At 50.6% G+C, this 14,505-nt stretch carries 13 protein-coding genes and 1 tRNA gene; 13 read left to right on the top strand and 1 reads right to left on the bottom strand.

Features of this window, described 5'->3' with window-relative positions:
* Positions 1–31: 31 nt before the first annotated feature.
* Positions 32–104, bottom strand: a tRNA-Arg gene (locus KNO86_RS04995).
* A 118-nt stretch (positions 105–222) separates the two neighbouring features.
* On the opposite strand from KNO86_RS04995, the gene KNO86_RS04990 reads away from it, so the two are divergent.
* The 13 genes from KNO86_RS04990 (at position 223) to KNO86_RS04930 (ending at position 14,465) form a co-directional block, all read left to right on the top strand.
* Positions 223–1,368: an RNA polymerase factor sigma-54 gene (locus tag KNO86_RS04990; protein ID WP_214693565.1), complete on the top strand. Its 1,146-nt coding sequence runs from the start codon at positions 223–225 to the stop codon at positions 1,366–1,368.
* Positions 1,369–1,373: 5 nt separating this feature from the next.
* Complete coding sequence (locus KNO86_RS04985) at positions 1,374–1,631, top strand: glutaredoxin family protein (RefSeq protein ID WP_251126893.1); 258 nt, start codon at positions 1,374–1,376, stop codon at positions 1,629–1,631.
* Between the two features lie 109 nt (positions 1,632–1,740).
* Positions 1,741–2,769 (top strand): sugar-binding transcriptional regulator, encoded by a 1,029-nt coding sequence (locus tag KNO86_RS04980; protein ID WP_251126892.1) that lies wholly within the window; start codon positions 1,741–1,743, stop codon positions 2,767–2,769.
* A 59-nt stretch (positions 2,770–2,828) separates the two neighbouring features.
* Positions 2,829–3,836 (top strand): type I glyceraldehyde-3-phosphate dehydrogenase, encoded by a 1,008-nt coding sequence (gap, locus tag KNO86_RS04975; protein WP_214693563.1) that lies wholly within the window; start codon positions 2,829–2,831, stop codon positions 3,834–3,836.
* Positions 3,837–3,933: 97 nt separating this feature from the next.
* The gene (locus tag KNO86_RS04970; protein WP_214693561.1) at positions 3,934–5,118 is read left to right on the top strand and encodes a phosphoglycerate kinase; all 1,185 of its coding nucleotides are present in this window, start codon (positions 3,934–3,936) and stop codon (positions 5,116–5,118) included.
* Between the two features lie 18 nt (positions 5,119–5,136).
* The gene (gene tpiA / locus KNO86_RS04965; RefSeq protein WP_034778525.1) at positions 5,137–5,889 is read left to right on the top strand and encodes a triose-phosphate isomerase; all 753 of its coding nucleotides are present in this window, start codon (positions 5,137–5,139) and stop codon (positions 5,887–5,889) included.
* On the top strand, positions 5,890–7,428 hold the full coding sequence (gene gpmI / locus KNO86_RS04960) for a 2,3-bisphosphoglycerate-independent phosphoglycerate mutase (RefSeq protein ID WP_214693552.1): 1,539 nt from the start codon (positions 5,890–5,892) through the stop codon (positions 7,426–7,428).
* Between the two features lie 36 nt (positions 7,429–7,464).
* Positions 7,465–8,757 (top strand): phosphopyruvate hydratase, encoded by a 1,293-nt coding sequence (gene eno / locus KNO86_RS04955; RefSeq protein ID WP_214693550.1) that lies wholly within the window; start codon positions 7,465–7,467, stop codon positions 8,755–8,757.
* A 294-nt stretch (positions 8,758–9,051) separates the two neighbouring features.
* Positions 9,052–9,849 (top strand): aminoglycoside phosphotransferase family protein, encoded by a 798-nt coding sequence (locus tag KNO86_RS04950; protein WP_214693549.1) that lies wholly within the window; start codon positions 9,052–9,054, stop codon positions 9,847–9,849.
* A gap of 231 nt (positions 9,850–10,080) precedes the next feature.
* Positions 10,081–10,962 carry a UTP--glucose-1-phosphate uridylyltransferase GalU gene (galU, locus tag KNO86_RS04945; RefSeq protein ID WP_214693547.1) on the top strand — a complete coding sequence of 294 codons (882 nt, stop codon included), beginning with the start codon at positions 10,081–10,083 and terminating at the stop codon, positions 10,960–10,962.
* 21 nt (positions 10,963–10,983) lie between these two features.
* Positions 10,984–12,192: a glycosyltransferase family 4 protein gene (locus KNO86_RS04940; RefSeq protein ID WP_074033967.1), complete on the top strand. Its 1,209-nt coding sequence runs from the start codon at positions 10,984–10,986 to the stop codon at positions 12,190–12,192.
* Entirely contained in the window at positions 12,189–13,529 is a 1,341-nt protein-coding gene (locus tag KNO86_RS04935; RefSeq protein ID WP_214693545.1) for a glycosyltransferase, read from the top strand. The genes KNO86_RS04940 and KNO86_RS04935 overlap by 4 nt, the downstream gene beginning before the upstream one ends.
* Positions 13,530–13,577: 48 nt before the next feature.
* Positions 13,578–14,465: a YitT family protein gene (locus tag KNO86_RS04930; RefSeq protein ID WP_083600113.1), complete on the top strand. Its 888-nt coding sequence runs from the start codon at positions 13,578–13,580 to the stop codon at positions 14,463–14,465.
* The last annotated feature ends 40 nt before the right edge of the window (positions 14,466–14,505 follow it).

The raw sequence follows: 14,505 nt of genomic DNA, 5'->3' as shown, positions 1-14,505 counted from the left end.
ACCTCATTTGGCCTTCGTCCTTTGCATTTGATACACCCGGAGAGATTCGAACTCCCGACACCTGGCACCGGAAACCAGTGCTCTATCCCCTGAGCTACGGGTGCATGTGTGTGACACGAATTTATTATACATTTGTTTTATTAAAAAAGCAATCCTGTTCATTATCCTTTTTTGAGCGTGAGTGGAGCGGGTTCGTTACAATAGAGAAGAGGGGGGAGAACGATGCAACGGCAAGAACAAAAACAGGTACAACAGCAACAGATGACGCAAGACCTTGTGCAACGGCTACCGGTGCTCGAGGCGGACCGTCTCGCGCTCTCGTTTCGTCTCGCACGTTTGGCGCGACATAATCCAAACATTCATATCGGGAGTGGGGACCTCGGTTGGGTAGCGGATGCGGCGAGCGCGTTCGAAGAGAAGTTGTTCAAGCAAATTCGAGAAGGAAGCGGCAGCGATTCGGAGAAAGAGCTGAGACGACAGCTCGTCCTCTTGCTCGACCATCGGGGATTATTGCCGGATTCGAATGATGTGTTGGCGGAGCGGTTTGGTGTCGACGTGACTCAAATCGAACAGGCGAGACAGGCACTCTTATTTCTTGAACCGACGGGGATCGGGGCGAGAACGGAACGAGAGTGTCAGTACCGCCATGCGATTGAACATGAGGACCCGCGCGTCGTCGATGTATTTGATGCGATCGAGAGTGGCGTGAGCCAAAAACAGGTGGCGAGCGTGCTCGCGATTTCAGATGAAGAGCTCATCCGTTTAGAGCGAATTGTCGCGACACTGCCAAAGCGTCCATTATTATATGAAGAAACGGGTCACGTCTTTCCGGAAGTCGAAGTGCGATATGAAGATGGAGAACTAATCACAACGTGGCTCAGCCCGGAACTTGACGCGGCGCAAGTCGGCAATGACCGCGAGGCGAAATGGTGGATGACGTCCCTTGCGATGCGGAACGAGACGTTACGTGAGATATGGGCTGTCATCGCGTCACGTCAGACCGAGTGGTTGAAAGGAGAGCTCGTCCTCAATCCGCTGACCCGGCGGACCGTCGCGCAACAAATCGGCAAGCACGAATCAACAGTCGGGCGTGCCATTCAAGGGAAGTTTGCTAAGACTGAAGGCGGGATCATGGAATGGAAACACTTTTTCGTAAGGTCGACGAGTCATGGACATTCACCGTTCATGATCAAGCGGACACTCGCAGAACTGATTCAACGAGAGAAGGCCCCACAAAGTGATCAGGCACTCGCAAACGAACTCGGTCGATACGGCTATCAAGTGACGAGACGGACCGTGACGAACTATCGGGAAGAGCTTGGATTTGGCAACTCGCGCGAACGCGAGCGCCAGTTATGGAAGGGATGACGAAAATGAAACTAACTTTATATAAACGTGACAATTGTTCGCTCTGTGACGAGGCGCTTGTCATGCTCGAATGGCTACAGGAGGATTACCCAATCGAGCTCGAACAGATTGATATTACAGGAGATGAGGGTCTCGAGGCGAAGTACCTCTTCGAGATCCCTGTTCTTATACACGAAGGAGAAGTCATCAGTCAAGGGCGATATGATGACAACAAAGTTGAAGATTTTGTTAAGTATACGCTTACATCGAAAAAAAACGTTTGAAGGGGTTGCCAGACGGAAAAGTGATTGATAAGATGAACTCGTAGCGGTGGGACGCAAATAAAAAAGTGGGACAAAAGTTGTCCACACTGAAAGTCGAGGGGGTAAGAGCATGATCCAGCAACTGATTCACGTTCAGAAGCAAATTGTCCCTGACCTGCTCGATACGCTCCGACATCGTTACGATATCTTACATTATGTCCGCTTGATGCAGCCGATTGGCCGCAGGACACTCGCAACGAGTTTGGGACTGACCGAACGGGTACTCAGACGAGAAGTCGACTTTTTGAAAGACCAAGGTCTTCTTTACGTCGCTACTCAAGGAATTTCCCTCAGTGAGACGGGACGAAACGTCTTACGGGACTTGCACGAGATCATGGGAGAACTTCTCGGGATCTCAGAAGTGGCAAGAGAGCTCGAAGAGAAATTAGGGGTTCGCCAAGTCGTCATCGTATCGGGTGATTCAGATGAAACATTCTGGGTCCAGCGCGATATCGGACGGGCAGCGGTCACGCAGTTAAAAGCGCGGCTCGCACCGGATGATAACGTTATTGCGGTAACGGGTGGAACGACGATGGCATCGGTTGCGGCGATGATGTCGCCCGATAAAAAAGAACGCCCGATGCATTTTGTGCCCGCACGCGGGGGACTTGGAGAAACGCTTGAACTTCAAGCGAATACCGTCTGTTCACGCATGGCGGACCGGGCCCACGCAGACTATCATCTTCTACATATTCCGGATGAAGTGTCACAAGAAACATTCGACCGGATGGTGGAGGAACCTAGTATTAAAAATGTACTGGAAATGATTAGAGCGGCGCGAATTGTGGTACATGGAATTGGTGAGGCAGAAACGATGGCAAAGCGCCGTCACGCATCACCGGAGCATTTGCGGATGATTGAACGGCATGACGCCGTCGCCGAAGCATTCGGATATTATTTCAATGCGGAAGGCGAAATCGTCCATCGCGTCAAGACGGTCGGGATCCAACTCGAAGAGCTGGATGACATGGATACCGTCATCGCGGTTGCCGGAGGGAAATCGAAGGCACAGGCGATTGCCGCTTATGCGAAACACACGTCGAACATCATCCTCGTCACAGACGAAGGTGCGGCGAAAGAATTATTAACTTGTTATTAAAGAGTTGACCCCCCGTTGGCTCTTCAATAAATAGCTTCTACCCTAAGGAGGAAATTAACATGGCAGTAAAAGTTGGTATTAACGGATTTGGACGTATCGGTCGTTTGGCATTCCGCGAGATCATCAAAAACGAAGGAATCGAAGTTGTTGCAATCAACGACTTGACAGACACGAAGATGCTTGCGCACCTTCTCAAGTATGATACGACTCAAGGTCGTTTCGACGGAGAAGTTGAAGTACACGACGATCACTTCCTCGTAAACGGAGAGAAAGTTATCACGCTCGCTAACCGTAACCCTGAAGAACTTCCATGGGGAGACCTCGGTGTAGACATCGTTCTCGAATGTACTGGATTCTTCACTTCTAAAGAAAAAGCTGAGCTTCACTTGAAAGCTGGCGCGAAGAAAGTTGTTATCTCGGCTCCTGCTACAGGTGACATGAAGACTGTTGTTTACAACACAAACCACGACATCCTCGATGGTACTGAAACAGTCATCTCAGGTGCTTCTTGTACAACAAACTGCTTGGCGCCAATGGCTAAAGTACTTCAAGACCAGTTTGGAATCGTTGAAGGTCTCATGACGACGATTCACGCTTACACTGGCGACCAAAACACGCTTGACGCTCCACATGCGAAAGGTGACTTCCGTCGTGCACGTGCAGCTGCAGCGAACATCGTTCCTAACACAACAGGAGCTGCTAAAGCAATCGGTCTCGTAATCCCTGAACTTCAAGGGAAACTTGACGGTGCTGCACAACGTGTACCAGTTGCTACAGGTTCACTCACTGAGCTCGTAACTGTACTCGACAAGCAAGTATCTGTTGACGAAGTAAACGCAGCGATGAAAGCAGCAGCAAACGAGTCATTCGGTTACACTGAAGACGAAATCGTTTCTTCTGACATCGTTGGAATCACATACGGTTCACTCTTCGACGCGACTCAAACAAAAGTTATGACAGTTGGCGACAAGCAACTCGTTAAAACAGTTTCTTGGTACGACAACGAAATGTCTTACACTGCACAATTGGTTCGCACAGTTAAGCACTTCGCTAACATCGCGAAGTAATTTCGTGAACTAAATAGAATCAAATAGGAGCGGAAACAAGAGATTGTTCTCCGCTCTATTTATGAAATGACACGCACGACATATGGAGGCGAAAGTTATGAACAAACAGTCTATTCGTGACATCGATGTAAAAGGGAAACGCGTCTTTTGCCGCGTTGACTTCAACGTTCCACTCAAAGATGGCGTCATCCAAGACGAAACTCGGATCCAAGCCGCACTTCCAACGATCAAGCACTTGCTTGACGGTGGTGCGAAACTCGTCCTTGCGAGCCACCTCGGCCGTCCAAAAGGCGAGAAGAACCCTGAGTTCTCACTTGCTCCAGTAGCGAAGCGTCTCGCTGAGCTCCTCGGAAAAGATGTACCGCTCGTCGAAGAAGCATACGGTCCGGTCGCAGAAGAAGCGGTCACTAACCTCTCTGAAGGCGATGTCGTCGTTTTAGAGAACGTTCGTTTCTACCCAGGTGAAACGAAAAACGACGCTGAACTTGCAAAAGGATTCGCAGCACTTGCTGACGTATACGTCAACGACGCGTTCGGCGCGGCTCACCGAGCACACGCTTCAACTGAAGGGATTGCACACCACGTGGACACAGCCGTTGCAGGTCTCTTGATGGAAAAAGAACTTGAAGTTCTCGGTAAAGCTCTTTCTAACCCAGACCGTCCGTTCACGGCGATTATCGGCGGGTCGAAAGTAGCGGACAAGATCGGGGTCATCGACCACCTTCTTGACATCGTTGACACACTCATCATCGGTGGCGGACTCTCGTACACGTTCTCGAAAGCACTCGGGCACGAAGTCGGAACGTCACTCCTTGAAGAGGATAAGCTTGACCTCGCTCGTCAATTCATGAAGAAAGCAGAAGACAAAGGCGTGAAATTCTTGATGCCTGTCGACTGTGTCATCACGAAAGAATTCGGCGAAGAAACGTATGTCGGCCCAGTCGATATCGACTCGATCCCAGCGGATCACATGGGTCTTGATATCGGACCGAAGACAGTCGAACTTTACGCGGATGCGATTCGCGAATCGAAACTTGTCGTATGGAACGGACCGATGGGCGTATTCGAACTCGATAAATACGCAAACGGAACGAAAGGTGTCGCTCAAGCACTTGCGGATAGCGATGCATATTCAATCATCGGTGGTGGCGACTCAGCCGCTGCAGCAGCCAAGTTTGGTCTTGCTGACAAGATGAGTCACATTTCAACTGGTGGTGGCGCGTCACTCGAATTCATGGAAGGCAAGAAGCTTCCAGGTGTCGAGGCGCTTAACGACAAGTAATTTAGAGGAGGGTTATCGATGCGTAAACCGATTATTGCAGGTAACTGGAAAATGAACAAAACACTCTCGGAAGCTGTCGCTTTCGTAGAGGAAGTTAAAAACAACATCCCGTCTACTGACAAAGTAGATGCAGCGATTGGTGCTCCGGCACTTTTCCTCGCACCGATGGTAGAAGCAGCTAAAGGGTCAAACTTGAAGCTCGGTGCACAAAACATGTACGACAAAGATAGCGGTGCATACACTGGCGAAATCAGCCCAGCTATGGTCGCTGACCTCGGCGTGACTTATGTCATCCTCGGTCACTCAGAACGTCGTGAGTACTTCGGCGAATCAGATGCGTTCATCAACAGCAAAACGAAAAAAGCGTTCGAACACGGTCTTACGCCAATCGTTTGTGTCGGTGAAACACTTGAAGAGCGCGAAGGCGACAAGTTCGAAGAAGTCATCAAAACACAAGTCGAAGGCGGTCTCGCTGACCTCTCTGCTGACCAAGTCAAACAACTCGTCATCGCGTACGAGCCAGTTTGGGCAATCGGTACAGGTAAATCAGCAGACGAAGCTGACGCACAAAGCTCTTGTAAGTATGTTCGTGACGTGGTGAAAGGTCTTTACGGCGAAGACGTAGCGGCTGCAGTACGCATCCAATACGGTGGATCTGTAAAACCTGAGAACATCAAAGAGTACATGGCACAAGAAGACATCGACGGCGCACTCGTCGGCGGTGCTTCACTCGAAGCCGCTTCGTTCCTCAAATTGTTGGAGGCGATTTAAATGGCTAGACCAGTCGCACTCATCATCTTAGATGGTTTCGGGATGCGTGATGAATCGTTCGGTAACGCGGTCATGGCTGCGGACAAACCGAACTTCGATCGCTACTGGGAGCAGTATCCACATACGCTCTTAAACGCAAAAGGCGAGTACGTCGGTCTTCCAGAAGGACAGATGGGGAACTCGGAAGTCGGTCACTTGAATATCGGTGCCGGTCGAGTCGTCTATCAGTCACTCTCACGCGTCAACAACGCAATCCAAGACCGTTCGTTCTTCGACCGTCAGGCGATGAACCATTTGGCAGGACATGTGAAGAAACATGACTCGAGTCTCCATATCATGGGCCTCGTGTCGGATGGCGGGATTCACTCGCATATCAAACACATGTATGCCGTCGTTGAGTTCGCAAAACTCCACGGCATCGAAAAAGTGTACATTCACGCCTTCACGGACGGCCGTGACTGTGATCCGAAGTCAGGTGCTGGTTTCCTCAAGGAAACTGAAGAAAAGCTAGCTGAACTCGGTGTCGGTCAAGTCGCTAGCGTGTCTGGTCGCTACTATGCCATGGACCGCGACAACCGTTGGGAGCGCGTCGAGAAAGTATATGACGTCCTCGTAAACGGAAAAGGTGAAGTCGGTACGGACCCAGTCGAGGTTCTCAAGAAGTCGTATGAGAACGATTTGACGGATGAGTTCGTCTTACCGACAGTCATCGAAAAAGATGGAAAGCCGGTCGCGACGATTCAAGACAACGATGCGATCATGTTCTTCAACTTCCGTCCGGACCGAGCGATTCAGTTGTCGAAAGTGTTCAAAGAGAAATCTGGATTCGAAGGCTTTACACTCTCTGACAAACATCCTGAGAACCTTCTTCTCGTCTCGATGACGAAGTACTCGGATGATATCGACACGGACATCGTCTTCCCACCGGAAGATTTGAAAAACACACTCGGGGAAACACTCTCTGCGCAAGGATACAAACAGCTCCGTGCCGCAGAAACAGAGAAGTACCCACACGTCACATTCTTCTTGAACGGACAAAAAGAAAAACCATTCGAAGGCGAGGATCGTCTCCTCATTCCTTCACCGAAAGTTGCGACATACGACTTGCAACCAGAAATGAGTGCGTACGAACTCACAGACGGCTTGCTCGAGCGTATCGAGTCGGATGAGTATGATGCATACATCATCAACTTCGCGAACCCGGATATGGTTGGTCACTCAGGTAAGCTTGAGCCGACGAAGAAAGCGATCGAAGCAGTCGATGAATGCCTCGGTAAAGTAGTGGACGCATTACTTGCTAAAGGCGGCGCGGCCATCATCACAGCAGACCACGGGAACGCAGACATCGTCACGAACCCAGACGGTTCGCCGATGACAGCGCACACGACGGAACCTGTTCCGTGCATCATCACAAAAGAGGGAGTCGAACTGAAACCAGTTCTCGAAGGCGCACTTTGCGACCTCGCCCCAACGCTTCTCGACCTTCTCGGTGGAGAGCAACCAGCTGAAATGACTGGTTCATCAATCGTTACAAAATAATACAACTATTTTTCATACGAAAAGGAGCGATTTTTCATGTCAATGATTACAGAAATTTACGCACGCGAGATTTTAGATTCACGCGGTAACCCATCAGTAGAAGTAGAAGTCTTCACAGAAGACGGCGGTTTCGGCCGTGCCCTCGTCCCATCAGGCGCATCAACAGGTGAGCACGAAGCAGTTGAGCTTCGCGATGGCGACAAGTCACGTTACCTCGGTAAAGGTGTCTTGAAAGCAGTTGCAAACGTGAACGACACGATTGCACCAGAACTCATCGGCTACGATGTTTTCGACCAAAACGCAATCGATGCGAAAATGATCGAACTCGACGGTACAAAAAACAAAGGTAAACTCGGCGCAAACGCAATCCTTGGTGTTTCAATGGCAGCAGCACACGCAGCAGCAGACGAGCTCGGCCTTCCACTTTACACGTACCTCGGTGGATTCAACGCGAAGACACTTCCAACTCCAATGATGAACATCATCAACGGTGGTTCACACGCGGACAACAACGTTGACTTCCAAGAGTTCATGATCATGCCTGTTGGCGCGCCAACGTTCCGTGAAGCGCTCCGCATGGGTGCAGAAGTATTCCACGCCCTCAAATCAGTTCTTTCTGGTATGGGTCTTAACACAGCAGTCGGTGACGAAGGTGGTTTCGCACCAAACTTGAAGTCTAACGAAGAAGCAATCACAGTAATCCTTGAAGCAATCGAAAAAGCTGGTTACAAAGCTGGCGAAGATATCTACCTCGCTATGGACGTTGCGTCTTCTGAGTTCTACGACAAGTCGACTGGCAAGTACGAACTCGCTGGCGAAGGCAAGTCAATGACAACTGCTGAGCTCGTAGACTTCTACGCTGAGCTCGTTGACAAGTACCCAATCATCTCAATCGAAGACGGTTGCGACGAAAACGACTGGGACGGCTTCAAATTGCTCACTGACAAAATCGGTGACAAAGTTCAGCTCGTTGGGGATGACCTCTTCGTAACGAACACGGAGAAACTTGCTGAAGGTATCGAAAAAGGAATCTCGAACTCGATCCTCATCAAAGTTAACCAAATCGGTACGCTCACAGAAACATTCGACGCAATCGAAATGGCTAAAAAAGCTGGTTACACAGCTGTTATCTCACACCGTTCTGGTGAAACAGAAGATGCGACAATCGCGGACATCGCTGTTGCGACAAACGCTGGTCAAATCAAAACAGGTTCACTTTCACGTACAGACCGTATCGCGAAATACAACCAACTTCTCCGCATCGAAGACATGCTCGGCGATGTAGCGAAATACGACGGCATCAAGTCGTTCTACAACCTCAAAAAATAATTGATTGTTTCAGGCTCGCCAAATGGCGGGCCTGTTTTTTTGTGTGGAATAACCGTTTAATCGACGGTGGGAAAACTGATTGGTCGTCAACCCGTCTTGCGGCACCGATGCTTTCTGCAGGCAATCCACGGAGCCTCCTCGCGCTTATGCGCTTGCGGGGTCTCCGCGAGATTGCTTTCCTGCAAGAGTCACGGTTCCGCTTCGACGGGCACGAAAGTTCTGTATCCGCCATTGAGACCTCGTGCCGTGCTGTATACTGAACGTGACTGATAAAGAGTAGGGAGAGATTATTGGATGGACCAATCGAATGAACAAGAAAAAAGATTGAGTGGCGGGAACGTGTCGACTGTTTATAAAAAGGGGAATTATGTCTATCGCACTCAAAAGGAAGGCAGCGAGCGTATTCATCGATGGTTACGTCACTTGGAGGCAAAGCAACTTTCCGGAGTGCCACGCTTTATCGGAATCGATGATCGAGGAAGAGAAGTGTTAACTTACTTGGAAGGAGAAACCGCAGACTATCCGTTAAAGTCTTATATGTGGTCCGATGAGGCGATTCAAGATGTTGCACGACTGATGAGACATCTGCATGATGCGTCGACAGATTTTGAATGGTCATCGGAGTGGGCACCGATTGACAACACGCCTCAACCGTTAGAGGTCATTTGCCATAATGACTTTGCCGTCTACAATACGATTTTTCATGAGGGAAAAGTATCAGGGATCATCGACTTTGATTTGGCTGCGCCAGGTCCGAGAGCTTGGGATATCGTCTACGCGCTTTACACGTTCGTCCCGCTCAGTCGCCGGCATCAAGCTGAATCAGGAGAAGTCATCTATTACGATGCGATTCGAGATGAAAAGTCGTATCAAGAACGTGTTTCATTATTCTTAAAGGCGTACGGTTGGGACGACCCTAAGGAAGACTTATTTGAGATGTTGCAGTTACGCATCGAGGCACTCTGTCTGTTGATGAAGCGGAAAGCCGCTGAAGGGGATATCGCCTTCCAAAAGATGATGGATGAGGGGCACTACGATCATTACCAAGAAGAACTTCGTTTCATTCAAGCACATGGTCAGAAGTGGTTCTGAAACGATGTAGGAAGGGAATAGATTAGTGAAGCACAAATGGAGAGGCGTTTCTCATGATGATGCTAGGGATTCTTCTCGTCATCGGTCTGATCACATTTGGGGTGTGGTATTATCTAAAAACGAAGCGCGACGACGATTGGTCATGACTTTTTTGTCATGACCTCTATTTTGTGTCAGCGCACACAAAATTTGGGTATACTCATTACATAACGAGTAAAGGAGCCAATGCTAATGACACGAGTACGTAAAGCCATCATCCCAGCCGCCGGTCTCGGCACCCGCTTCCTACCAGCTACGAAAGCCATGCCAAAAGAGATGTTGCCGATCGTCAACAAGCCGACGATTCAGTTCATCGTAGAGGAAGCAGTCGCTTCAGGAATCGAAGACATCATCATCGTCACGGGTAAGAATAAGCGCGCCATCGAGGATCATTTTGACCGTGCGCTCGAGTTGGAGCAAAACTTGGAGTCAAAAGGGAAGACCCGCTTACTCGAATCGGTCCGACACTCCTCGAACTTGGCGAACATTCACTACATACGCCAACAGGAGCCAAAAGGTCTCGGTCATGCGATTTGGTGTGCTCGGAAGTTTATCGGGGACGAGCCGTTCGCTGTCTTGCTCGGAGATGACATCATTGAATCCGACGTGCCGGCGACGAAGCAGTTGATTGACCAATATGAGGCGCATGAACGCTCGATCATCGGTGTGCAGCGTGTCCCGTATGAAATGACGAACCGATATGGTATAATTGACCCGCTTGCCGTCGAAGGGAAGCTCATCCCGGTGCGGACGTTCGTCGAGAAACCGCCCGTCGGTGAGGCCCCATCGAACTTTGCCATCCTTGGTCGCTATGTGCTGACACCGGACGTCTTTGAGGCGTTGTCAGGGCAAGAAGCAGGGGCAGGAGGCGAGATTCAATTGACGGATGCGATCGCACGCTTGAATGAGGCGCAGACGGTCTTTGCTTACGAATTTGATGGTCGACGCTATGACGTCGGGGAACCGATTGGATTCGTCGAGACGACGATTTGCCACGCGCTCAGCGATCCTGATTTAAAAGATGACGTCCATGCCTTGTTAAAACGGCTCGTGGACGAACTTGATCAACAGTAAGGTGTGTTATTTTTGAAAACAATGCTCATGGTGTGTCAAAACTATTATCCGGAGATCGGCAGCGCCGGCAACCGGATGCAAAACATTACGCATTTGATGAAGCAGCGCGGGTATGAAGTCGAGGTCATCACGGCCGCTCCTTCGTACCCGAGCTTTGATATGTATCAGGACGACCGTTTCTGGAATGACCGGGAGCTGAACGACCAACCGTTCATCAAACGACTCATTACGAAGAAGCGGAAACATACGTCCAACATGGTCAGCCGTCTCTTCTTGTTCCTCGAACAGATGGTGAAAGGGATCGGGTCCGTCCGTCAGTTAAAATTGAAGCCAGACGTCGTATTTGCGACGACCCCTTCTTTTTTTATGGCGTTTGTCGGGGTATATGCGAAACGGAAGTATCGTGTCCCCCTCATTTTAGACGTTCGTGACCTTTGGCCGGAATCGGTGAAAGGGGTCGGCGTGTTCAAGCACGACTGGGTGCTCGCGCCGGCATTTTGGCTCGAGAAGCGACTGTATCGTGCAGCTGACGAGGTCATCATCAACTCGGAAGGCTTCCGTAGCTATCTGCGTCAACGCGGTGTCCCGAATGAGAAGATTCATTACATGCCGAACTCGATTCGGGAGTCGGAACGAGCGCTTGAGCGGACGATTCCGCCGGACGACCGGATGGAGATTCTATATGCCGGAAACATGGGTCTCGCGCAAGATGTCTCGCTCTTACTCGAACTCGCCGAACGGTTCCGTGACGAACCGCGGATTCACTTCAAACTGATTGGTTACGGGTATCGGAAAGAAGAGTTGAAGCAGACGATCAAGGAGCGTGGTTTCCAAAACTTCTTGTTCCTTGAAGCGATGCCACGGACGGAGGCGTTTCAGGCGATTAAAAATGCGGACGTCGCCTTTGTCAGCCTGATCGAGCAAGAAGTGTTTGATACGGTCATCCCTGGGAAACTCATCGACTATATGGCGGTCGGCAAACCGATTGTCGCAGCAGTGTCAGGCCATGCGGCGAATGTCATTGAAGCGGCCGAAGTCGGATTCGTCTCTCGGAAACGGGATATCGATGAAATCGAGCGGATTCTCCGCAAGCTCCTCGACCGACCGGACCTTCGGGAGGCGCTCGGGGCGAACGGGATTCGTTACGTCAAAGAGAATTTATGTTGGGAAGAGAATATCGACGTGTTAGATCAAGTCGTACAACAGTTAGTGATGGAGGAAACACAATGAAGTCAGTATGTATGTTTGTATGGAACCATTTTACGAATGATGCGCGCGTTCTTCGCGAATGCTCGGCACTCGCCGAGGCAGGTTATGAAGTTGATTTGATTGCGCTTCAGGACCCGAAAAATAAAGAGTTACCGAAAGAAGAGATACGTCCGGAAGGTTTCCGTGTCATCCGCGTGAAGCGTCAGCCATCGATTCTCGTCAACGCGCTCAAGTTCGCGAAGAAGACGTATCAATGGGTGAGCGAGAAACGGACCCGTCAAATCGGTGCCGGACTCGTCGGTGCCGGCTTGTTCCTACTCGCACCGTTCACGATGCTCGCTCTCGGGGCAGCGGTCGGGACAATCTTGTTGCCGCAAGTGCGTAAGCAAATCGTCAACGCGAGTGCGATGCTCGAGATGGTGTTCACGTCGACGAAGAAGTCATACGACTTTTATCATGCGAACGATTTGAACACGCTCCCGCAGGCACTCCTCGCCGGAAAAGTGTTCAACAAAGGTCGAATCGTCTATGATTCGCACGAAGTACAGACGGACCGTACCGGTTACGGCTACATCCAAAGTAACCTCGAGGGATGGCTCTTGCCGTTCGTCGATACGATGATGGTCGAGAACCATACGCGCGCGGCACACAACGAAGAGTTATACGGGTTCTATCCGTACGTGCTCCACAACTACCCGTTCTACCGTCCGCTCGACTTCTCGCTCCGTAAGGACTTGCATGCGCTCCTCGACTTGCCGAAAGACGAGAAGATTCTCTTGTACCAAGGTGGGATTCAAGCAGGGCGCGGTCTCGAACAACTCGTGCTCGCGGCGAAAGACTTCAAAGAGGGTACGCTCGTCATGATCGGGGACGGGAAGCTCAAACCGACGATTCAACAGTTGATTGAGACGGAAGGCGTCGGCGACCGTGTCAAGATGATTGACAAAGTACCGGTCGAAGCGTTACCTTACTATACGATGAACGCCTACTTAGGCTTCCAAGTATTGAACAACGTCTGCTTCAACCACTACTCGGCGTCGTCGAACAAATTGTTCGAGTATTTGATGGCCGAAGTACCGGTCGTCTCATGTGACTTCCCTGAAATCGAAAGGGTCGTTGCGGGGAACGATGTCGGGGTGCTCGTCGACTCACACGATCCACAATCGATCGCAGACGGCGTCAACCGGATGATTGAAGACCAAGCACTCTATGCGCGTGTCAAAGAGAACACGAAGACCGCGCGTGAGAAATATAACTGGGATTTGGAAAAAGAGGCACTCTTGAACGTCTACGCGAACGCAGCGGAGCGCAAGTTGCCGATTATGAAAGACGGTGCGCCAAAGCCAGTACAATCTTAAGACTGCGGCTTTGGCCGCGGTCTTTTTTATATGGAAGGAGGACAATTTATGAAACGTCAACAGCAACATCTATTGCGTCAACAAGTATGGCGCAAGCTACAAACCATCTCGGTGAAGGACATCGCCTGGATCATCGCGGGCTCATTCATTCTCTCGTTCGGGGTCAACTACTTCACCGTACCGAACGATTTCTCGGAAGGTGGCCTGCTCGGGGTCACGATCATCCTGTACTACGTGTTCGGCTGGGACCTCGGGCTCACGTCGATTATCGGGAACGGGATTCTCTTCATCGTCGGCTATAAGCTGCTCGACCGTCGGACAATGGTCTATTCGGTCATCGCCGTCGTCGCGACGTCATTCTTCCTCAGTCTGACGCACGACTGGGGCAGCCCTGCCGAGGACAAACTGCTCGCGGCCGTCTATGCCGGAATCATGATCGGGGTCGGGATTGGCATGGTGCTCCGTGTCGGTGGGACGACCGGAGGGGGCGTCATCATCGCCCGTCTCATGGAGCGTTATCTCCACTTGAGCGTCGCCGTCTCGATGTTCATCATCGATGCGATCGTCGTCGCGACATCTGGCTTCTTCTTAGGGGAACAAGTCGTCCTCTATACGCTCATCGCCATCATCATCGGCTCGTGGGTCATCGATCTCGTCGCAGAGGGACTCAACATCCGCAAGGCCGTCACGATCATCAGCGACAAACAAGAAGAGCTCGCCGTCGTTTTGACGGAGACGCTCGGTCGATCGGCGACAATCATCCATGGACATGGCTATTACACGAAGCAAGATAAGAACATGTTGTATATGATCGTCGACAAACGTCAGATCGCACCACTCAAAAAAATCGTCCAAGTGACGGACGACCGTGCCTTCGTCGTCATCCACCAAGTGAAGGAAGTCATCGGGGAAGGATTCAGCTACCCGTCCCGATAATTTGAATGCTGGTGTTTTGACGATAACTTCTATATAATAA

The organism is Exiguobacterium sp. s160, assembly GCF_018617575.1.
Lineage (GTDB): Bacteria > Bacillota > Bacilli > Exiguobacteriales > Exiguobacteriaceae > Exiguobacterium > Exiguobacterium aestuarii_A.
This window is presented reverse-complemented; position numbering and strand designations above follow the sequence as displayed.

Bases quoted from the DNA above. Each gene is read 5' to 3' on its own strand.
- KNO86_RS04930 (WP_083600113.1), top strand. From the start codon at position 13,578: ATGAAACGTCAACAGCAACATCTATTGCGTCAACAAGTATGGCGCAAG.
- gpmI (WP_214693552.1), top strand. From the start codon at position 5,890: ATGGCTAGACCAGTCGCACTCATCATCTTAGATGGTTTCGGGATGCGT.
- KNO86_RS04980 (WP_251126892.1), top strand. From the start codon at position 1,741: ATGATCCAGCAACTGATTCACGTTCAGAAGCAAATTGTCCCTGACCTG.
- KNO86_RS04950 (WP_214693549.1), top strand. From the start codon at position 9,052: ATGGACCAATCGAATGAACAAGAAAAAAGATTGAGTGGCGGGAACGTG.
- KNO86_RS04940 (WP_074033967.1), top strand. From the start codon at position 10,984: ATGCTCATGGTGTGTCAAAACTATTATCCGGAGATCGGCAGCGCCGGC.
- KNO86_RS04970 (WP_214693561.1), top strand. From the start codon at position 3,934: ATGAACAAACAGTCTATTCGTGACATCGATGTAAAAGGGAAACGCGTC.
- tpiA (WP_034778525.1), top strand. From the start codon at position 5,137: ATGCGTAAACCGATTATTGCAGGTAACTGGAAAATGAACAAAACACTC.
- KNO86_RS04935 (WP_214693545.1), top strand. From the start codon at position 12,189: ATGAAGTCAGTATGTATGTTTGTATGGAACCATTTTACGAATGATGCG.
- KNO86_RS04985 (WP_251126893.1), top strand. From the start codon at position 1,374: ATGAAACTAACTTTATATAAACGTGACAATTGTTCGCTCTGTGACGAG.
- galU (WP_214693547.1), top strand. From the start codon at position 10,081: ATGACACGAGTACGTAAAGCCATCATCCCAGCCGCCGGTCTCGGCACC.
- eno (WP_214693550.1), top strand. From the start codon at position 7,465: ATGTCAATGATTACAGAAATTTACGCACGCGAGATTTTAGATTCACGC.
- gap (WP_214693563.1), top strand. From the start codon at position 2,829: ATGGCAGTAAAAGTTGGTATTAACGGATTTGGACGTATCGGTCGTTTG.
- KNO86_RS04990 (WP_214693565.1), top strand. From the start codon at position 223: ATGCAACGGCAAGAACAAAAACAGGTACAACAGCAACAGATGACGCAA.